Origin of the sequence: Rhodococcus sp. MS16 (assembly GCF_013277795.1) — a bacterium.
In the GTDB taxonomy this organism is placed as follows: Bacteria; Actinomycetota; Actinomycetes; order Mycobacteriales; family Mycobacteriaceae; genus Rhodococcus_F; species Rhodococcus_F globerula.
In genome coordinates, this window is record NZ_VBTM01000004.1 from 717,300 (window position 1) to 736,555 (window position 19,256).

20 protein-coding genes are annotated in these 19,256 nt (G+C 62.5%); 17 read left to right on the forward strand and 3 right to left on the reverse strand.

The genetic code is table 11. From position 1 onward, the window contains the following. Positions 1 to 420 carry a DUF1801 domain-containing protein gene (locus tag FEZ60_RS12765; protein WP_045069997.1) on the reverse strand — a complete coding sequence of 140 codons (420 nt, stop codon included), beginning with the start codon at positions 418 to 420 and terminating at the stop codon, positions 1 to 3. A 22-nt stretch (positions 421 to 442) separates the two neighbouring features. After that, a complete protein-coding gene (locus FEZ60_RS12770) occupies positions 443 to 808 on the reverse strand; it encodes a DUF1844 domain-containing protein (protein ID WP_033230796.1) in 366 nt (121 codons plus the stop codon). A gap of 385 nt (positions 809 to 1,193) precedes the next feature. Here FEZ60_RS12770 and infC point away from each other — a divergent pair, with 385 nt between their 5' ends. The 6 genes from infC (at position 1,194) to pheT (ending at position 7,144) form a co-directional block, all read left to right on the forward strand. Further along, the gene (infC, locus tag FEZ60_RS12775; RefSeq protein ID WP_172936241.1) at positions 1,194 to 1,850 is read left to right on the forward strand and encodes a translation initiation factor IF-3; all 657 of its coding nucleotides are present in this window, start codon (positions 1,194 to 1,196) and stop codon (positions 1,848 to 1,850) included. 44 nt (positions 1,851 to 1,894) lie between these two features. Continuing rightward, positions 1,895 to 2,089, forward strand: a complete 195-nt coding sequence (rpmI, locus tag FEZ60_RS12780) for a 50S ribosomal protein L35 (protein ID WP_033230795.1) — start codon at positions 1,895 to 1,897, stop codon at positions 2,087 to 2,089. Between the two features lie 62 nt (positions 2,090 to 2,151). Beyond that, entirely contained in the window at positions 2,152 to 2,541 is a 390-nt protein-coding gene (gene rplT / locus FEZ60_RS12785; protein ID WP_033230794.1) for a 50S ribosomal protein L20, read from the forward strand. 23 nt (positions 2,542 to 2,564) lie between these two features. Next, on the forward strand, positions 2,565 to 3,389 hold the full coding sequence (locus FEZ60_RS12790) for an RNA methyltransferase (protein WP_172936196.1): 825 nt from the start codon (positions 2,565 to 2,567) through the stop codon (positions 3,387 to 3,389). Positions 3,390 to 3,522: 133 nt separating this feature from the next. Next, positions 3,523 to 4,593, forward strand: coding sequence for a phenylalanine--tRNA ligase subunit alpha (pheS, locus tag FEZ60_RS12795; protein ID WP_033230792.1), 1,071 nt, complete (start codon positions 3,523 to 3,525; stop codon positions 4,591 to 4,593). Positions 4,594 to 4,657: 64 nt separating this feature from the next. Beyond that, the gene (gene pheT / locus FEZ60_RS12800; protein ID WP_172936197.1) at positions 4,658 to 7,144 is read left to right on the forward strand and encodes a phenylalanine--tRNA ligase subunit beta; all 2,487 of its coding nucleotides are present in this window, start codon (positions 4,658 to 4,660) and stop codon (positions 7,142 to 7,144) included. Between the two features lie 74 nt (positions 7,145 to 7,218). Here the strand turns inward: pheT and FEZ60_RS12805 are convergent, their stop codons facing one another. Then, positions 7,219 to 8,268 (reverse strand): Lrp/AsnC family transcriptional regulator, encoded by a 1,050-nt coding sequence (locus FEZ60_RS12805; RefSeq protein WP_172936198.1) that lies wholly within the window; start codon positions 8,266 to 8,268, stop codon positions 7,219 to 7,221. Between the two features lie 102 nt (positions 8,269 to 8,370). Between FEZ60_RS12805 and FEZ60_RS12810 the strand changes: the two genes are divergently transcribed. The 11 genes from FEZ60_RS12810 to FEZ60_RS12860 all read left to right on the forward strand — a co-directional run bounded on the left by FEZ60_RS12810 (position 8,371) and on the right by FEZ60_RS12860 (position 19,254). Further along, complete coding sequence (locus FEZ60_RS12810; RefSeq protein WP_045069987.1) at positions 8,371 to 9,690, forward strand: NAD(P)-binding domain-containing protein; 1,320 nt, start codon at positions 8,371 to 8,373, stop codon at positions 9,688 to 9,690. Then, positions 9,690 to 10,601 carry a bile acid:sodium symporter family protein gene (locus tag FEZ60_RS12815; RefSeq protein WP_033230789.1) on the forward strand — a complete coding sequence of 304 codons (912 nt, stop codon included), beginning with the start codon at positions 9,690 to 9,692 and terminating at the stop codon, positions 10,599 to 10,601. The genes FEZ60_RS12810 and FEZ60_RS12815 overlap by 1 nt, the downstream gene beginning before the upstream one ends. Further along, complete coding sequence (locus tag FEZ60_RS12820; RefSeq protein ID WP_172936199.1) at positions 10,598 to 11,533, forward strand: NAD-dependent epimerase/dehydratase family protein; 936 nt, start codon at positions 10,598 to 10,600, stop codon at positions 11,531 to 11,533. The genes FEZ60_RS12815 and FEZ60_RS12820 overlap by 4 nt, the downstream gene beginning before the upstream one ends. Before the next feature lie 65 nt (positions 11,534 to 11,598). Then, complete coding sequence (locus FEZ60_RS12825) at positions 11,599 to 12,111, forward strand: hypothetical protein (protein WP_172936242.1); 513 nt, start codon at positions 11,599 to 11,601, stop codon at positions 12,109 to 12,111. 54 nt (positions 12,112 to 12,165) lie between these two features. After that, complete coding sequence (gene argC / locus FEZ60_RS12830; protein WP_033230787.1) at positions 12,166 to 13,221, forward strand: N-acetyl-gamma-glutamyl-phosphate reductase; 1,056 nt, start codon at positions 12,166 to 12,168, stop codon at positions 13,219 to 13,221. Positions 13,222 to 13,241: 20 nt separating this feature from the next. Next, positions 13,242 to 14,477, forward strand: coding sequence for a bifunctional glutamate N-acetyltransferase/amino-acid acetyltransferase ArgJ (argJ, locus tag FEZ60_RS12835; RefSeq protein WP_172936243.1), 1,236 nt, complete (start codon positions 13,242 to 13,244; stop codon positions 14,475 to 14,477). Beyond that, positions 14,474 to 15,391 (forward strand): acetylglutamate kinase, encoded by a 918-nt coding sequence (gene argB, locus FEZ60_RS12840; RefSeq protein ID WP_033230785.1) that lies wholly within the window; start codon positions 14,474 to 14,476, stop codon positions 15,389 to 15,391. The genes argJ and argB overlap by 4 nt, the downstream gene beginning before the upstream one ends. Then, positions 15,388 to 16,587, forward strand: a complete 1,200-nt coding sequence (locus tag FEZ60_RS12845; RefSeq protein ID WP_172936200.1) for an acetylornithine transaminase — start codon at positions 15,388 to 15,390, stop codon at positions 16,585 to 16,587. Before argB ends, FEZ60_RS12845 begins: the two co-directional genes overlap by 4 nt. A gap of 5 nt (positions 16,588 to 16,592) precedes the next feature. After that, a complete protein-coding gene (argF, locus tag FEZ60_RS12850) occupies positions 16,593 to 17,531 on the forward strand; it encodes an ornithine carbamoyltransferase (protein ID WP_033230783.1) in 939 nt (312 codons plus the stop codon). Then, positions 17,528 to 18,007: an arginine repressor gene (locus FEZ60_RS12855; protein WP_033230782.1), complete on the forward strand. Its 480-nt coding sequence runs from the start codon at positions 17,528 to 17,530 to the stop codon at positions 18,005 to 18,007. The genes argF and FEZ60_RS12855 overlap by 4 nt, the downstream gene beginning before the upstream one ends. 47 nt (positions 18,008 to 18,054) lie before the next feature. Further along, on the forward strand, positions 18,055 to 19,254 hold the full coding sequence (locus FEZ60_RS12860; protein ID WP_033230781.1) for an argininosuccinate synthase: 1,200 nt from the start codon (positions 18,055 to 18,057) through the stop codon (positions 19,252 to 19,254). The last annotated feature ends 2 nt before the right edge of the window (positions 19,255 to 19,256 follow it).

Genomic DNA, 19,256 nt, shown 5'->3' on the forward strand with positions numbered 1-19,256 from the left:
TCAGGAATTCATGTTCAGGGCCGCCGCAACGGATTCCGTGACAAGTTCTTCCAAGACTGAGCGATCGATGTCACTGAGCCGTTTGACATAGAGGCAGCCTTTGCCGATCTTGTGCTTGCCCAGGCGGCCGAGCGTCGCGGCGTGCTCGTCGAAGTTCAGTGACAAATAGAGGGTCAGTGCGGTCGCTCGAGGTGAGAACCCGATCAGTGCGGTGTCACCTTCGTGTCCGCTTGCATAGCGATAGTGGCGGGCACCGAATCCGATGATGCTGGTTCCCCACATCACCGGCGGTTCGCCGGTCGCAGCCGACAGTACGGAAATCAGTTCCGCACTGTCGGCGCGTTTGACAGGGTCGGCAATTCGATCGACAAAGGCACCGACGTCGTCTGGAGTCGGCTGCGTTTTGTTCGCGGTTGCCATGTGCGTGGTCGCCGTTCGTGACTCAGTAGACCGGTCCGGTGAACTTCTCGCCTGGGCCCTTGCCCGGCTCGTCGGGGTGCGACGACGCTTCGCGGAACGCACGCTGGAGGGCCTGCAGGCCTTCGCGAATGGGACCCGCGTGGGGGCCGAGGTATTCGACGGATGCGGTGACCAGTCCGGCGAGCGCGGTGATGACCCGGCGCGCTTCGTCCAGGTCCAGGTAGGGGCTGGCCGACGGGTCGGCGTCGGACAGTCCGAGCTTCTCTGCTGCGGAGCTCATCAGCATCACGGCGGCGCGGCTGATGACCTCGACTGCGGGAACCTCGGAGAGTTCGCGGACATCAGGGTTCGCGTCGGTGTTCTGATCTGCTTCGAAGTTCTCACTCATGTCTGCAAGGATTCCATCACGGTCCGGAGCAGTTCAATCTGCCCTTGTCTTGTGCAGGCACGATTAGATTCATCGCCGCCGGCCTGATACTCTTGTCCCAACGACCGCCTCCGACATGTTCGGGGGCAGCAAGTGGAGCCCGACTCCCACCTCTGCGCGGCAGGTGAAACTGCAGTTCAGTGGTTCCGGTCACCTGACGAAGAATCTATTCTTCATCAGGTTCCTCGTTTAGTCGAGGAGATTGTTCCTGGCGTGAGCTGGGTTTGATCTGATCGGTCGACATCGGGCCCCGCGGAGAAATATCACCGCGGGGTTTTTTGTTGGGGTTTGGGTAGAACTAGCTGCGTGCGGTCACAAGACCGCACCGTTCAACCTAGGAGGCCCCATCAGCACTGAGACCCGCATCAACGATCGAATCCGCGTTCCCGAGGTCCGTTTGGTCGGACCTGGCGGTGAACAGGTAGGCATCGTGCGTGTTGAAGATGCACTCCGCTTGGCTCTGGAAGCCGACCTCGACCTTGTCGAGGTAGCTCCTGATGCCCGTCCGCCGGTCTGCAAGATCATGGACTACGGCAAGTTCAAGTACGAAGCTGCACAGAAAGCCCGTGAGTCTCGCAAGAACCAGACTCTTACGGTCATCAAGGAGCAGAAGCTTCGCCCCAAGATCGACGCCCACGACTACGAGACCAAGAAGCGCAACGTTGTTCGCTTCCTCGAAGCTGGTTCCAAGGTCAAGGTCACGATCATGTTCCGCGGTCGTGAGCAGTCACGCCCCGAACTCGGCTACCGCCTTCTGCAGCGTCTGGGAGCAGACGTCGCAGACCTCGGTTTCGTCGAGACCTCGGCTAAGCAGGACGGTCGCAACATGACGATGGTTCTGGCGCCGCACAAGGGTGCCAAGACCCGCGTCAAGGCTCAGGAAAGCGCTCAGGCGCCCGTCGCTCAGGCGGCTCCGAAGCCGGCTCCCGAAGCTCCGGCAGCCCCGGCAGCCCCGGCAGCCCCGGCAGCCGAAGAAGCGGCTCCCGAAGCTCCGACCAGCTAGTCGATTCCCCAAGCACCATCACGTAACAAAGAACTGAGGACTCCATGCCCAAGATGAAGACCCACAGCGGCGCCTCGAAGCGATTCAAGGTTTCCGGTTCCGGCAAGCTCCTGCGCCAGAAGGCCGGCCGTCGCCACCTTCTCGAGCACAAGGCCAGCAAGGTCACCCGTCGTCTCGACGGTGTCGCTGTCGTCAGCCCTGATGACGCACCGCGCATCAAGCGCATGCTCGGCATCTGAGTCGTCCCCCTTACTGACCACCCGGGGCCGAATCTCAGCCCCTAGATTGACAGGATTTTCACGTGGCACGCGTAAAGAGGGCGGTCAACGCCCAGAAGAAGCGTCGTTCAATTCTTGCTGCATCCAGCGGCTACCGTGGACAGCGTTCGCGTCTGTACACCAAGGCCAAGGAGCAGCAGCTCCACTCGATGGTTTACGCATACCGCGACCGTCGTGCACGCAAGGGTGAGTTCCGGAAGCTGTGGATCACGCGTATCAACGCTGCAGCTCGGGCCAACGACATCACGTACAACCGCCTGATCCAGGGCCTGCGCCTGGCTGAGGTCGACGTCGACCGCAAGATCCTCGCCGAGCTCGCCGTCTCCGATGCAGAGGCCTTTGCCGGCCTCGTTGCACTCGCGAAGGCCGCTCTGCCGGCTGACGTGAATGCGCCTGCCGGAGAAGCAGCCTGATCGACGCATCACAGCAACGGCCCGTGGATCCGCTCACCGAGCGGACTCCGCGGGTCGTTTCTGCTGTCAAGCTCCTGCGCACAGCAGAACGACGTAAAGCAGGACGATTCCTGGTCGAGGGCGAAAACTCCGTCACAGAAGTCTTGAAGGCCAACGGCTCAACCGCCACCGTGGTCCGTGATCTCTTCTACGCAGAGGCCGCTGCCGATCGGTATCAACACGTCATCGATCTGGCGTTGAGCTCCGGAGTTCGCGCTGCTCTCGTCACCGACCGCGCAGCTAAGGCACTGAGCGACACCGTGACTCCGCCCGGCCTGGTTGCCGTGTGTGATCTCCTCGATGTTCCTCTGTCGGACGCGATCCGCCCGGATACCAAGCTCCTTGCCGTTCCGGTCGAGGTCAACGAACCGGGCAACGCGGGCACGGTAATTCGGATTGCCGACGCAGTTGGCGCTGATGCCGCGATCCTGGCCGGAGACAGCGTGGACCCGCACAACGGCAAAGTGGTTCGATCGTCGGCGGGCAGCCTGTTCCACCTACCGGTTGTTCGTGAACGCGATACCGATTCGGTGATCGAACAGATCCGCGCCGCCGGTATTCAGATCCTGGCGACTGCTGCCGACGGAGAGATCGACCTCGACAACGCGGACGAGTTGTTGAGCAAGCCGACGGCCTGGCTGTTCGGAAACGAAGCGCACGGTCTTGATCCGGCCATAGCGGCCCGTGCTGATTACCGTGTCCGTATTCCGATCCACGGGCGCGCCGAGAGCCTTAATCTGGCGACTGCAGCCGCTATCTGCCTCTATGCGAGTGCGCGGGTGCAAAATCGCGACACCGATCAGGGCTGACGAACAAGACGGAAGTGACCTCTCGGAATTCCATTTGCGGAAGCCTGAGAGAATGCAAGAGCGTAACAATGCTCGACACAATGCTCGACCGCAGTAGAGAAGCAAACCGAGAAGCGACAGGAGTGTCACAGCCGTGGCCAAAAATGAGGGCGCGACCCCGCCGGACGTCGATGCGAGTGCGCTCACCGAAGAGGCGCTGACCGCGGCCGCGGAGAACGCAGAGAAGGCGCTCGCGGAGGCAGCGGACCTGGATGCACTGGCTCAGGTCAAGGTTGAGCACATGGGGGACAAGTCCCCGATCGCCCTCGCTCGCCGTGGTCTCGGCAGCCTTCCCGGTAAGGAAAAGGCCGAAGCGGGCAAGCGTGTCAACATCTTCCGTACGCGCATCAGCTCTGCGTACGACGCGCGTCGCGAGGTTCTCCTTGCCGAACGAGACGCCGCGGTGCTGGTCGCCGAGGCAATCGACGTCACGCTGCCATCCGATCGTTATCCAGTGGGTGCCCGTCATCCCATCAGCTTGATCTCCGAGCAGGTCGCCGACGTGTTTGTCGCGATGGGCTGGGAGGTCGCCGAGGGACCGGAGGTCGAGACCGAGCACTTCAACTTCGACGCTCTGAACTTCCTGCCGGATCATCCCGCGCGGACCATGCAGGACACGTTCCATCTGGCGCCGGAGAACTCGCGTCAGGTGCTGCGTACGCACACCTCGCCGGTGCAGGTGCGCACGATGCTCACGCGTGAGGTTCCGATCTACGTCGTCTGCCCCGGTCGCACCTTCCGTACCGACGAACTCGATGCGACGCACACGCCGGTGTTCTCGCAGGTCGAGGGTCTTGCTGTCGACAAGGGTCTGACGATGGCCAATCTTCGCGGAACTCTGGACGCATTCGCACGTGCATTGTTCGGTCCCGAGACTCGGACGCGTATGCGCCCCAACTACTTCCCGTTCACGGAACCGTCGGCTGAGGTCGACGTGTGGTTCGCGAACAAGAAGGGTGGCGCAGGGTGGGTCGAATGGGGCGGCTGCGGCATGGTCAACCCGAACGTGCTGCGTGCCAGTGGAATTGATCCGGACGAGTACTCGGGATTTGCGTTCGGTATGGGCCTCGAGCGGACTCTGCAGTTCCGCAACGGCATCCCGGACATGCGTGACATCGTCGAAGGCGACGTGCGTTTCACGCTGCCATTCGGCGTTGCCGGCTGACCGTCCGGTATCCGGACCTTTTCGACCAACAGACTTATCGAGAAAACGAGAGAGCTGAGCTGACGTGCGAGTAGCGCAATCCTGGCTGACCGAGATCCTGCAGCGGGCAACTCCGGAGTGGGAAGTCACTCCCGAAGAGTTGGACGCTGGGTTCGTCCGGGTAGGACTCGAAGTCGAGGAACTCGACACACTCGAGGCAATCGACGGCCCCCTGGTGGTCGGCAAGGTCCTCGAGATCACCGAACTCACCGAGTTCAAGAAGCCGATCCGTTTCTGCCAGGTCGAGGTCGGCGAAGCAGAGCCGCGCGGCATCGTCTGTGGTGCCCGCAATTTTGCCGAGGGGGACCTCGTCGTTGTTGCGTTGCCCGGCGCTGTCCTACCCGGCGGCTTTGCCATCGCGTCTCGTGAGACGTACGGCAAGATCTCCGACGGAATGATCTGCTCTGTCGCGGAACTCGGAATCGGCAAGGATCACTCGGGCATCCTCGTGCTCGAACCCGGCACTGCTGAGCCCGGCGCAGACGGCAACGAGTTGCTCGGGCTCGGTGACACGATCATCGAACTGAACATCACCCCTGACCGTGGCTACTGCTTCTCGGTACGCGGCCTTACCCGTGAACTCGCGTGCGGCTTCGATCTCGAATTTGCCGATCCTGCTTCGGTTCCCGCCCACCCCGCTGAGGGGCAGGCGTGGCCGGTACAGCTCGAACCGGAGTCCAAGGCGACGCGCTTCGTGATGCGCAAGGTCACCGGCATCGACCCCAAGGCGGTCAGCCCGTGGTGGATGCAGCGACGCTTGCTGCTCTCGGGTGTTCGCCCGATCTCTCCCGCTGTGGACGTCACCAACTACGTGATGCTCGAACTGGGTCAGCCGCTGCACGCATTCGATGCAAACGCAGTGAAGGGCGACCTGGTGATTCGCCGCGCGAAAGCCGGCGAGAAGCTCACCACACTCGACGAGGTCGAGCGCACCCTCGATCCCGAGGATGTGGTGATCGTCGACGATTCCGGCGTCATCTCGTTGGCTGCAGTCATGGGCGGCGCGACTACCGAGGTCGGGTCCGAAACCACGGACATCTTGCTCGAGGCAGCTACCTGGGATCCGCTTGCAGTCTTCAAGACTGCGCGTCGGCACAAGCTGTCCAGCGAGGCCAGCAAGCGTTTCGAGCGCGTTGTGGACCCGGCGATCCCGGTTGCCGCAGTCGACCGCGCAGCAGCACTGCTCGTCGAGATCGCCGGTGGCCGTATCGAACCCGTCCTCACCGATGTCGGTGCGGTTGCGCCGCGTGAAGCGATTCGGATGGACATCGACCTTCCCGATCGCGTTGCCGGCGTCAGCTACCCCAACGGCACGGCTGCGCGTCGTCTCACCCAGGTCGGTTGCACTGTCGAGGTCGGAGTCAGCGACGAAGGGCACGGCCAGTTGGTCGCAACCCCGCCGTCGTGGCGACCGGACCTGGTTCAGCCTGCTGATCTGGTCGAAGAGGTCTTGCGTCTCGAAGGACTCGAGCAGATTCCGTCGGTTCTCCCGGCTGCACCTGCCGGACGTGGATTGACGCCGAAGCAGCGTCGCAAGCGCACGGTGTCCAAGGCGATTGCACATGCCGGATTCGTCGAGGTTCTGCCGCCGGTGTTCCTGCCCACCAACATCTTCGATGTCTGGGGACTGGACAGCGACGATCCGCGTCGCAATACCAGCAGGGTGCTCAACCCGCTCGAGGCGGATCGCCCCGAACTTGCTACGACGCTCCTGCCCGGCTTGTTGGAGGTATTGGCTCGCAACACTTCTCGTGGCCAGCGGGATCTTGCGCTGTACGGCATTGCCCAGGTTGTGCTTCCGGGGCCTGACACCAAGCCTGTCGATGCATTGCCGGTCGACCGTCGCCCGACGGACGATCAGATCGCAAACCTGATTGCGTCACTGCCCGAGCAGCCGGTACACGTCGCCGCTGTGCTCAGTGGTTTGCGTGAGCTCAACGGCCCGTGGGGCCCCGGCCGTGCGGCAGAGGCATCGGACGCGTTTGCTGCAGTGCGCGTCATCGCAGCGGCAGCCGGCGTCGAGGTTGAACTGCGTGCGGCGCAGTATCTGCCGTGGCATCCGGGTCGTTGCGCCGAGGTTCTTGTCGACGGCAACGTTGTCGGGCATGCCGGCGAATTGCATCCGGCTGTTCTCGAGCGTGCTGGACTGCCCGCTCGCACCTGTGCACTGGAAATCGATCTGGACGCGCTGCCGTTGGTCGAGAACCTGCCCGCTCCGCGTGTGTCGCCGTTCCCGGCTGTTCTGCAGGACGTGGCCGTCGTTGTCGACCGCAACGTTCCGGCCGCCGAGGTTCAGGAAGCTCTACGCGTCGGCGGCGGCGAGCTTCTCGAAGACATTCGTCTGTTCGACGTGTTCGAGGGCGAGCAAGTTGGTGAGGGCCGCAAGTCGCTAGCGTTTGCACTTCGCTTCCGCGGCGTGGATCGCACCCTGACCGAGGACGAGGCCAGTGCCGCGCGTGACGCAGCAGTAGAGGCAGCGTCCAAGGCTGTAGGCGCGCAGATGCGCGGCTAGCAGCACGAGTTGTCAAGGGACCCGAGGCCACAGCGCCTCGGGTCCCTTTCTCGTTCAGTCGGATTCGAGAATGTTCAGGCTTCTCGGGGAAGCCAGACATCCGGCGCGATGGTGCCCGTCCGGCGACCCTGCTGGTCGAGTACGTGACCGAGCAGTTTGCGGAGGTAGAGGACGATCGAGCGTTCCCCGATATGCAATTCGGGGCACTCCCTGCGTATTCGGATCTCGAAGGCATCGAGTTCTGCGGGCGAATGCAGCCACAATTGCACCACCAGATTCTCGCTACCCACGACGGCAAAACAATTCCGCACCTCGGGTGCTCGGCTCAGGAGCCGACCAACCATGTCCAGATGCTCGGCGTCGACACGGCACCACAGGGTTGCGAGTATCGGTAGTCCCGCGACGGGCCGGGCGAATTCGCACCGCAATGCCACCAAACCCGATGAGGTCAACCGGTCGATTTGCCGTTTGCAGGCGGCGGGGCTGATTCCGATCGAATCGGCAAGTTCCCGCATCGGTGTCCGCCCGTCGTGAGCGAGCGTGGTCAGAAGTGTGCGGTCTTGTTCCGACACGGCGGCTACTCGCGAAGGTGACCGTCGCCCACGCGATTCGCCGGCAGCAAGGATGCCGCGCTCGGATGGCGCAAGCGCATTGAGTCGCCACCGGCCGCCCTCGGTGAACCAGCGCGTGATGATCGACGTTCGCAAGCCTTGCACGCCGTCGATCGTGGCGATCTGCTGGGAGATGAATTGCGACATCGATGCCAGATCCGGTGTTCCGGCAGTGACCAGGAGATCGGCTCTGCCCGTAGAGATTTCGATGGTCACCGCGTGGGCCAACGTCGTCAGGTGGTCGGCTACGGCGTCGAGTTGTGCCGGTGCGCAGTCGATTTCGACAGCAGCTGTCACGATGGCGTCGAGGACGCGAGGTCCAGGGGTAACTGTTACCCAGGCCAACGCGGAGTCGGAGAGCCGGTTCCACCGTCGGGCGATTGTCGCAGCATCCAGTTCGAGTGGCCCGGCCAGTGAGAGCCATGTGGAGCGCGGGGCGAGTTGCAGCGCATTGATTATCCTCAAGTCGATTTCATCGATATACAGACCTTTGTCGGCATAATCAGCACTCATTCCGTCATTATCCGGCATATCGGCGTTAATTTCGGACTATCTGCCACTCTCGAGCGACAGGAAGAATCTGCGTCGAGCAGGCCGGGTGGACGGAAACAACGGATGAGCACAGAGAACAAGTACGCGGTGATCGGTGCGGGACCGTCGGGTTTGGCCGGGGCTCGTAACCTTGATCGGGCCGGTATCGAGTTCGACGGTTTCGAGAGCCACGATGATGTCGGTGGTCTCTGGGACATCGACAACCCGCACAGCACCGTGTACGAATCGGCCCACCTCATCTCGTCGAAGAGCACTACTGCGTTCACGGAATTTCCGATGGCGGATTCGGTGGCCGACTATCCCAGCCATGTGGAACTCGCGGAGTATTTCCGCGACTATGCCGATGTCCACGACCTCCGAAAACACTTCAGCTTCGGAACCACCGTCGTCGAGGTCACGCCGACGGACTCGCTGTGGCAGGTGACTTCCCGCGGGCGAGACGGGGAGATCACGTCCGCGAAGTATCGGGGCGTGATCATCGCCAACGGAACGTTGTCCAAGCCGAATATGCCCACGTTTCGCGGGCAGTTCAGCGGAGAACTCCTGCATACGAGCGAATATCGGAGCGCAGAGATTTTCCGCGGCAAGAGGGTACTGATCATCGGGGCGGGAAACAGTGGGTGCGATATCGCCGTCGACGCGGTTCACTACGCAGATTCCGTGGATCTGAGTGTCCGGCGCGGATACTACTTTGTACCGAAGTACCTGTTCGGGCGTCCGTCGGACACGCTGAACCAGGGAAAGCCGTTGCCGCCGTGGATCAAACAACGACTCGACACGCTTGTACTCAAACAGTTCACCGGCGATCCGGTGCACTTCGGGTTTCCGGCGCCCGACTACAAGATCTACGAGTCTCATCCGGTGGTGAACTCGCTGATCTTGCATCACGTGGGGCACGGCGACGTGCAGGTTCGCGCTGACATTGACGGGTTCGACGGGGACAGTGTCCATTTTGTCGATGGATCGGTGTCGGATTACGACCTTGTGATGTGTGCGACCGGTTACCACCTCGACTACCCGTTCATTGCCCGCAAGCATCTGGATTGGGCAGGGGCAGCACCGGATCTGTTTCTCAACGTCGCAAGCCGACGTCACGAGAATCTGTTTGTTCTCGGGATGGTCGAAGCATCGGGCCTCGGGTGGCAGGGCCGCTTCGAGCAGGCCGAAATGGTCGCGAAACTGATCAAAGCGCGAACCGACGCTCCCGCGGCAGCCCGAGAATTCGACGCGGCCGCAGCTGGTCCGCCGCCCGACTTGTCCGGGGGATATCGATATCTGACGTTGGGCCGGATGGCCTACTACGTGAACAAGGATGCCTACCGCGCGGCGATCAAGCGTCATATCGGTCTGCTCGACACAGCATTGACGGAAGGCGGGCAGTGATGCCGATCGACGAGGTGGTTCTCAACTTCAATCCTGGGTCCTTGATGATTCTCAACGTGGTTCTGGCCGCGATCATGCTCGGGATCGCACTCGACACGTCGGTCGACGACTTCCGTCGTGCGTTGACCAAACCCAAGGCGATGGCGGTGGGCATCGCGGCGCAATTCGTATTGCTACCCGCCGTGACATTTGTTCTGACACTGGTTCTTTCGCCGGCTCCGTCGGTTGCGCTCGGCATGATATTGGTGGCGTGCTGCCCACCAGGCAACATCTCGAACGTCCTGACCCACCGCGCCGGCGGCGACGTCGCACTGTCGGTGTCGATGACGGCTGTGTCGAACGTGCTCGCGATCTTCCTGATGCCGCTCAACTTTGCCTTCTGGGGGAGCAGACGCCCGGAGACCGACGCGCTGCTGGCGTCGGTGAACCTGAACGCCCTCGAGATGGTCGTGCAGATCGCGCTGATCATCGGGGTGCCATTTGTCATCGGAATCTGGGCTGCCCGGAAGTTTCCGGAACTGGCCGCGAAGGCCCAACCCTGGGTGAAGAACGGCGCACTGATTGCACTGCTGATTTTCATCGTGGCAGGAGTGGCGGGCAACGCGTCGTACTTCGTCGACTACATCGGTGTGGTGCTGATCGCGGTGTTCCTGCATGACGCTGTTGCGCTCGGCCTGGGATACGTGTGCGGTGTCGCGACCGGGTTGAACGAATACAGCCGTCGCGCAGTCTCGTTCGAAGTCGGTATCCGTAACGCAGGGCTCGGGCTTGGGTTGGTGTTCACCTTCTTCGACGGCCTCGGCGGCATGGCAATTGTTGCCGGCTGGTGGGGGATCTGGGACATCATCGCAGGATTGGCGCTCGCAACTTTGTGGTCGAAACGGCGAATCCGAACGGAGGTAGCAGCGTGACCACTGCACTGATTACAGGTGGAAACGGTTTCCTCGGTACTGCAGTCGTCGAGGCGTTGACGGCGCAAGGCGTCACAGTCGTCAGCGCGGATCTATCTGTGCCCGAGGTGGCCGCAGACCACGTGCGCCGAGTGCACGCGGACGTCCGCAAGGCTACGGAGTTGGCCGAAGTGTTTGCCGAGCACCGGCCGGACGTCGTGGTTCACCTTGCGTCCATCGTCAATCCGGGCAAGCACACCACCGCGGAACAGGAGTATCGCGTCGACGTCGACGGGACGCGGAATGTGCTTGCTGCCTGCGTCGAATTCGGCGTGCGACGAGTGGTTGTGTCGTCGTCCGGTGCGGCCTACGGCTATCACCCCGATAATCCTCCGTGGATCACCGAGGATGTCGCGGTCAGGGGCAACGACGCATTCACCTACAGCCGCCACAAGCGACTCGTCGAGGAAATGCTGGCCGAATACCGGACTGTGCACCCGGAACTCGAGCAGGTGATCTTCCGTATCGGCACGATCCTCGGGGAGACGGTGAACAACCAGATCACCGCACTGTTCGATCGCCCTCGGCTTCTCAAGGTCGCCGGTAGTGACAGCCCATTCGTATTTGTCTGGCACACCGATGTGGCGGGTGCCTTTGCCGAAGCGGTGACGGGCGATCAGGTCGGCATTTTCAACGTTGCCGGTGACGGAGCGTTGACGGTCGACGATCTGGCAGCACAGATGGGAAAGGGAACTCTGACACTGCCGGCGTGGTTGTTGCGCGGCGTTCTGCGCGTCGGACGCCGTCTCGGTGTGACGGAGCACGGTCCGGAACGGGTCGGTTTTCTCCAGTACCGGCCGGTTCTCGACAATCGGCGACTCAAGGAGCAGTTCGGTTACGTTCCCGCGTATTCGAGCCAGGATGCGTTTACCGCGTATCTCGCGTCACGCTGACGCTCCTGGCGGCCGCCATGGAAGGATCGAGGTTGTCCGTCGGCGTTTTCGAGAAGGGACTGACGATGACCGAGCACGGTGGTTCTGTACACGATGGTTCTGTGCACGATGTGGTCGAAGCTGCACACGCACTCGACGACAAGGATTTCCTGGCCGTTATTCGTGCGGTCGCGGAACGTCGCCCCAGTTTGTCGGTCCTCCTCTCCGTCGTCGATGCGGCTGCTGCGAGTATCGACCAGAGTCGAGCAGTAGCCGATTCAACGGCCGCTGACGCCGAGGTGGTGGAACTTCCCGACACCGTGGTGGAAGTTGACGAGATCATCGATGTCCCGGTGGTGGCCGTGAGCGGCGTAATAATCTCCGAGCCTGATTACACCCAGCCTGATTACACCGAAGCGGGAGTTCCCACCTTCGATCGTGTGCGGGAGAAGATCGAAGGACGATTCGGTACGTCGATCGGTTCGGCGGAGTTGGCGCACGAAAGTCCGGCGGGCAAGACCGTCGACGAGCAGTGGGACGAGCGTCAGAAGGCTGCGAAGGCCAAACTGGAGGAGATTCGGCGCTCGATGGGTAAATAACAACCGGGATAAGTAATTATGCATTCCCTTGCACGATGATGCATAATGATGTGTATGACTGAGGAGATACGCAAGCCGATCAGAGTCGCCGTCGCCGGTGCCAGTGGGTATGCCGGTGGTGAGGTTCTGCGTCTGCTTCTCGGACACCCCTCGTACGCCGACGGCAGCCTGGTGATCGGTTCGCTGACTGCCGGTGGAAACGCGGGTTCGACGCTCGGCGAGCATCACCCCCACCTTCTTCCGCTGTCGGCTCGGGTTCTGGAAGAGACCACGGTTGACATCCTGGCCGGGCATGACGTGGTGTTCCTGGGCCTTCCGCACGGAAACTCCGCGCAGTACGCCAAGGCGCTGCCCGAGTCGACGGTCATCATCGACTGCGGCGCGGACTTCCGGCTTCAGGACGGCGCTTTGTGGGAAAAGTTCTACAAGAGCCCCCATGCCGGAACGTGGCCGTACGGTCTTCCCGAATTGCCCGGCAACCGTGAGAAGTTGATGGGCGCAACGCGTATCGCCGTACCGGGTTGCTACCCGACGGCCGCAAGCCTTGCCTTGGCACCCGCAGTTGCGGCCGGAATTGTCGGCTCGCACGTCAATGTTGTTGCTGTGAGCGGCACTTCAGGTGCCGGCCGGGCTCCCAAGGCTGATTTGCTCGGCTCCGAGGTGATGGGTTCGGCCCGTGCATACGGTGTCGGCGGCGTACATCGCCACACTCCCGAGATCATCCAGAATCTGAAAGCCGCAGGCGGACAGGACATCAGCGTGTCGTTCACTCCCGTCCTTGCTCCCATGCCTCGCGGCATCCTCGCAACCTGCACTGCCGCCACCACGGCCAGCGAAGCGCAGGCGCGGGAAGTATACGAAAACGCCTACAAGGACGAGCCGTTCATCCATGTGCTGCCTGCCGGGGTCTTCCCGCAGACCGGCGCAGTGATCGGGTCCAACGCAGTACAGATCGGTATCGCCGTTGACAGCGACGCCGGTCAGCTCGTTGTGATTTCAGCAATCGACAATCTCACCAAGGGCACGGCCGGTGGCGCAGTGCAATCGATGAACCTTGCCCTTGGTCTACCCGAGACCGCAGGTCTCTCTACCGTGGGAGTAGCTCCGTGAGCACCGACAATCCGCAGCAGATCGACGACGCAACCGAATCCGACGTCAAGCACGTCGCCGGGGGCCGCCTGCTGCGCACTCAGGGTGTGACGGCACCTGCCGGATTCCGCGGCGCCGGAATTGCCGCCGGTATCAAGAAGAGTGGCAAGTCGGACCTCGCGCTGGTGCTGAACGAAGGACCTGATCTTGCGGCTGCGGGCGTCTTCACCCTCAACAAGGTGAAGGCTGCGCCGGTGCTGTGGTCGCAGCAGGTCTTGACGACAGGCAAACTGCGCGCAGTTGTGCTCAACTCCGGCGGCGCCAACGCGTGCACCGGTACCGGTGGATTTCAGGATGCGCACAAGACCGCCGAGGAAGTGGCGTCGGCGCTGAGCAACTGGGGCACAGAGACGGGCGCGATCGAGGTTGCCGTGTGTTCCACCGGACTTATCGGTGACCGGTTGCCCATGGACAAGCTGCTTCCCGGTGTCACCGAGGTAGTGCACGAACTTGCCGGCGGTATTTCCGGTGGCACCGACGCGGCGTACGCGATCATGACCACCGATACCGTACCGAAGCAGGCGTCGCTGCACCACGCAAACAAGTGGAATGTCGGCGGCATGGCAAAGGGTGCAGGCATGCTCGCGCCCGCATTGGCGACGATGCTGTGTGTCGTCACGACCGATGCCGTTGCGACCGCTGAGCAGCTCGACACCGCGTTGCGCGCCGCAACCCACCTGAGTTTCGATCGCCTCGATGTCGACGGTGCCACGTCGACCAACGACACCGTGCTGTTGCTCGCGTCCGGTGCCAGTGGTGTTGCCCCCAGCCAGGACGAATTGAACGCTGCAGTGTTGGCAGTATGCGACGACCTCGCCGATCAGATGATGGCCGACGCCGAGGGTGTCACCAAGCGTGTGAAGGTGACGGTTCGCGGTGCGGCCTCCGAGTCCGACGCGCTGATCGGTGCTCGGACCATCGCGCGTGACAGCCTGGTCAAGACCGCGCTGTTCGGTTCCGATCCCAACTGGGGACGCGTCCTTGCTGCCGTCGGTATCGCGCCCATCGAACTCGATCCCGATCGAATCAGCGTGTCCTTCAACGGAAGTCCCGTCTGCATTGACGGCGTCGGTGCGCCGGGCGCGCGCGATGTCGATCTCAGTGGCATCGACATCGAACTCGATATCAACCTCGGGATCGGCGACGAGTCCGTGACGATTCGCACGACGGACCTGTCGCACGCGTACGTCGAAGAGAACTCGGCGTACTCGTCATGACCGATCTGTTGAGTTCGATCAGCGAACATCAGAAGGCACACGTCCTGGCCGGAGCGTTGCCGTGGCTACAGCGCTTCCGCGACAAGATCGTTGTCGTCAAATACGGCGGCAATGCGATGGTCGACGACGAGCTCAAGACCGCGTTTGCCGCGGACATGGCGTTTCTGCGTACCGTCGGCATTCACCCCGTTGTGGTTCACGGCGGTGGACCGCAAATCAATGCCATGCTGGCCCGCCTGGGCATGAAGGGCGAGTTTCGTGGTGGATTCCGGGTCACGACACCGGAAGTCATGGACGTCGTCCGGATGGTGCTCTTCGGTCAGGTGGGCCGTGAGCTCGTCGGACTGATCAACGCGCACGGACCGTACGCTGTCGGAATTTCCGGCGAAGACGCCCACCTGTTCACAGCGACGCGTCGAACCGTTGCAGTGGAAGGCGAGCAGACCGATATCGGCCTGGTTGGCGACGTCACCACGGTCAACCCCGACGCGGTGCTTGATCTCATTGCGGCAGGACGTATTCCGGTGGTGTCGACAATCGCTCCCGACGTGGACGGCGTTGTTCACAACATCAATGCGGATACGGCTGCAGCGGCCTTGGCCGAAGCGATCGGTGCGGAGAAGCTGGTCGTTCTGACCGATGTCGAAGGGCTGTACACGGATTGGCCGGACCGTTCCTCGCTCGCGAGCGAAATCGACACCGACGCATTGGCACAGCTTCTGCCGAGTCTCGACGCGGGCATGGTGCCGAAGATGGAGGCCTGCCTGCGCGCTGTGCGAGGCGGAGTTCCGTCGGCGCACGTGATCGACGGACGGCTTGCGCATTCCGTTCTACTCGAACTTTTCACAGGTGAGGGCATCGGCACGATGGTTGTGCCCGGAGCCGACATCACCGAGCAGGGAGTCAACTCATGAGCACGATCGAATTGCAGCAGCGGTGGTCCGCTTCGCTGATGAACAACTACGGTGTACCTCGGGTAGCTCTCGTACGCGGCGAAGGCGCCGTTCTCACCGATGCCGACGGTAAGCAGTACGTCGATTTCCTCGCCGGCATTGCCGTCAACATTCTCGGTCATGCGCATCCCGCAATCATCGAGGCTGTGACGGATCAGCTGTCGACCCTCGGGCACGTCTCCAACCTCTATGCGAGCGAGCCTGTCATCGAATTGGCAGAGCAGTTGCTCGGACATTTGGGCAATGTGTCCGGTCGGGCGTTTTTCTGCAACTCGGGTACCGAGGCCAACGAAGCCGCCTTCAAGCTCGCCCGCGCCACGGGACGCAAGAAGATCGTCTCCGCCGAGAACTCCTTCCATGGCCGGACGATGGGTGCCTTGGCACTGACCGGTCAGCCGGCCAAGCGGGCGCCGTTCGAACCGATGCCTGCCGGCGTCGAATTCGTTCCCTACGGCGATATCGAGGCTCTCGACCGGGCTGTCGATTCCGATACCGCAGCAGTGTTCCTCGAACCGATCATGGGTGAAAGCGGCGTTGTCGTGCCGCCAGAGGGATACCTGGTCGAAGCTCGCCGGATCACGGCGGAGCGGGGCGCTCTGCTGGTATTGGACGAGGTGCAGACCGGTATCGGCCGGACCGGCTGGTTCTACGCTCATCAGGCTGTCGGCATCGTTCCGGACGTCATCACTCTCGCGAAGGGGCTCGGCGGCGGAATGCCGATCGGCGCCTGCATTGCGACCGGCGCTGCGGCAGAGCTGTTCGGTCCCGGAAAACACGGGACGACGTTCGGTGGCAACCCGGTGTGCGCTGCGGCGGCACTTGCCGTGCTGAAGACCGTTGCGGACGAAGACCTGATCTCGCGCGCAGACAGCCTGGGCAAGTCCATCACCGCAGGCATCGAAGAACTGGGCCATCCGCTGGTCGACTACGTCCGCGGTTCCGGACTTCTGCTCGGTGTGGTGCTGACGCAGGACGTTGCGCCCGCAGTGGAAAATGCAGCACGTGAAGCCGGGTATCTTGTGAATGCAGCGAATCCCGGAGTCATCCGGTTGGCACCGCCGCTGATCCTCACCGACGAGCAGGCCGAGGCGTTTGTGGCGGCACTACCTGCCATTTTCGATCACGCATTATCGGCTGATCAGCCGGGGGAGAAGTGACTACCATGGTGAAACACTTTCTCAGGGACGACGATCTGACTCCTGCGCAGCAGGCCGAGGTCCTCGCCCTGGCTGCCGAGCTCAAGAAGAATCCGTTTTCGCGTCGCCCACTCGAGGGGCCGCGCGGTGTCGGAGTGATCTTCGAGAAGAACTCGACCCGCACGAGGTTCTCCTTCGAGATGGGCATCGCACAGATGGGCGGCCATGCCGTTGTCGTCGACGGTCGGAGCACGCAGCTCGGTCGCGAGGAGACATTGGCCGACACGGGACGCGTCCTCTCCCGTTACGTCGACGCCGTGGTGTGGCGCACGTTCGGCCAGAAGCGCTTGGAGCAGATGGCAACGGGCGCAACGATTCCCATCGTCAACGCACTCTCCGACGAGTTCCATCCGTGTCAGGTCCTTGCGGATCTGCAGACACTGGCCGAGCACAAGGGTGATTTGAAGGGGCTGAACCTCACCTACCTCGGTGACGGTGCAAACAACATGGCGCACTCGCTGATGCTCGGCGGCGTCACGGCCGGCATCAACGTCACGATCTGCGGTCCGGAGGGCTTCGAACCGGCACAGTGGATTCTCGACGCGGCACGTAAGCGGGCCGAGGAAACCGGCGCCACGATCACGGTTACCCGGGATCCGCAGAAAGCTGCCGCTGGTGCAGATGCACTCGTCACCGACGCGTGGACGTCGATGGGTCAGGAAAACGACGGTCTCGACCGGGTCGGTCCCTTCCGTCCGTACCAGATCAATGCCGACCTGCTGGCACTCGCCGACCCCAAGGCCGTTGTCCTGCACTGCCTTCCTGCCCATCGAGGGGAAGAGGTCACCGACGAGGTGCTCGACGGCCCACAGAGTGTTGTGTGGGACGAGGCCGAGAACCGCTTGCATGCGCAGAAGGCCCTTTTGGTCTGGCTGCTCGAGCAGAGAACCGCAGGCGCGGCGTGAGCATCGCTCCTACTCGGGCCGGTCGCCAGTCGCGCATCATCGCGCTGCTGGCGGCGCACCCGGTTCGCAGTCAGACGGAACTTGCGTCGCTGCTGGGAGAAGAAGGCATCGAGGCGACACAAGCAACGCTCTCGCGTGACCTCGAAGAGCTGGGAGCGGTGAAACTCCGGGCAGCGGACGGCGGCGCCGGTGTGTATGTGGTGCCCGAGGACGGTAACCCCGTACGCGGTGTGTCAGGTGGCACTGATCGACTGTCGCGACTGCTCGGAGAGCTGTTGGTGTCCACGGACTCCAGCGGAAACATGGCGGTACTCCGGACACCACCGGGGGCTGCGCACTACCTGGCGAGTGCACTTGATCGTGCCTCGCTGACCGATATCGTGGGGACTATCGCGGGGGATGACACCATCTTCGTGATGGCCCGGGAACCGCTTTCCGGAGCGGAACTCAGCGCCATGATCGAATCCCTCGCCTGACCCCTTATTCTTGATAGAAGATTTTCAACCGAAGGAGCACACACACCATGGCCGATCGCGTCGTACTCGCCTACTCAGGCGGGCTGGACACCTCTGTTGCCATCAGTTGGATCGGTAAGGAGACAGGCGCTGAAGTTGTCGCCGTCGCCATCGATCTGGGACAGGGCGGCGAGGACATGGAGGTCGTGCGCCAGCGCGCACTCGACTGCGGCGCAGTCGAATCCGTTGTCGTCGACGCTCGTGACGAGTTCGCGGACGAGTACTGCCTGCCCACCATCCAGGCCAACGCCCTGTACATGGATCGCTACCCGCTCGTGTCCGCGATCAGCCGTCCGCTGATCGTCAAGCACATCGTCGAGGCCGCACGCTCGCACGGCGGAACCATCGTCTCGCACGGTTGCACCGGCAAGGGCAACGACCAGGTTCGCTTCGAGGTCGGCTTCGGCGCCCTCGCTCCCGACCTCTCGGTCATCGCACCGGTTCGTGACTACGCGTGGACCCGCGAGAAGGCAATCGCTTTCGCGGAAGAGAACAACATCCCGATCAACGTGTCCAAGAAGTCGCCGTTCTCGATCGACCAGAACGTCTGGGGCCGCGCCGTCGAAACCGGATTCCTCGAGGATCTGTGGAACGCGCCCACCAAGGACGTCTACGACTACACCGAGGATCCGACGGCCAACTGGAACGCACCCGACGAGCTGATCATCAGCTTCGACAAGGGTCGCCCGGTTGCCATCGACGGCCGTCCGGTCTCCGTCCTCGAAGCCATCCAGGAACTGAACCGCCGCGCCGGCGCTCAGGGAGTCGGCCGTCTCGACGTCGTCGAGGACCGCCTCGTGGGCATCAAGAGCCGCGAGATCTACGAAGCTCCCGGAGCGATGGTGCTCATCACCGCTCACCAGGAACTCGAGCATGTCACCCTCGAACGCGAACTCGGTCGCTACAAGCGTCAGATGGAGCAGCGTTGGTCCGAGCTGGTCTACGACGGCCTGTGGTTCTCTCCGCTCAAGGATGCTCTCGACACGTTTGTCGAGAAGACGCAGGAACGCGTCACCGGCGACATCCGTCTCTTCCTGCACGGTGGAGCCATCACGGTCAACGGCCGTCGTAGCCCTGAGTCGCTGTACGACTTCAACCTCGCAACGTACGACGAGGGCGACAGCTTCGACCAGTCCGCATCGAAGGGCTTCGTCGAGATCCACGGTCTGTCGTCGAAGGTCGCCGCGAAGCGCGATCTGGGTCTGTAAAG

Coding starts and splice junctions, on each gene's coding strand:
- FEZ60_RS12845 (WP_172936200.1), top strand. CDS start 15,388: ATGAGCACGATCGAATTGCAGCAGCGGTGGTCCGCTTCGCTGATGAAC.
- rpmI (WP_033230795.1), top strand. CDS start 1,895: ATGCCCAAGATGAAGACCCACAGCGGCGCCTCGAAGCGATTCAAGGTT.
- argF (WP_033230783.1), top strand. CDS start 16,593: ATGGTGAAACACTTTCTCAGGGACGACGATCTGACTCCTGCGCAGCAG.
- argB (WP_033230785.1), top strand. CDS start 14,474: ATGACCGATCTGTTGAGTTCGATCAGCGAACATCAGAAGGCACACGTC.
- FEZ60_RS12825 (WP_172936242.1), top strand. CDS start 11,599: ATGACCGAGCACGGTGGTTCTGTACACGATGGTTCTGTGCACGATGTG.
- argC (WP_033230787.1), top strand. CDS start 12,166: ATGACTGAGGAGATACGCAAGCCGATCAGAGTCGCCGTCGCCGGTGCC.
- FEZ60_RS12860 (WP_033230781.1), top strand. CDS start 18,055: ATGGCCGATCGCGTCGTACTCGCCTACTCAGGCGGGCTGGACACCTCT.
- FEZ60_RS12770 (WP_033230796.1), bottom strand. CDS start 808: ATGAGTGAGAACTTCGAAGCAGATCAGAACACCGACGCGAACCCTGAT.
- FEZ60_RS12765 (WP_045069997.1), bottom strand. CDS start 420: ATGGCAACCGCGAACAAAACGCAGCCGACTCCAGACGACGTCGGTGCC.
- FEZ60_RS12810 (WP_045069987.1), top strand. CDS start 8,371: ATGAGCACAGAGAACAAGTACGCGGTGATCGGTGCGGGACCGTCGGGT.
- FEZ60_RS12815 (WP_033230789.1), top strand. CDS start 9,690: ATGCCGATCGACGAGGTGGTTCTCAACTTCAATCCTGGGTCCTTGATG.
- FEZ60_RS12805 (WP_172936198.1), bottom strand. CDS start 8,268: ATGAGTGCTGATTATGCCGACAAAGGTCTGTATATCGATGAAATCGAC.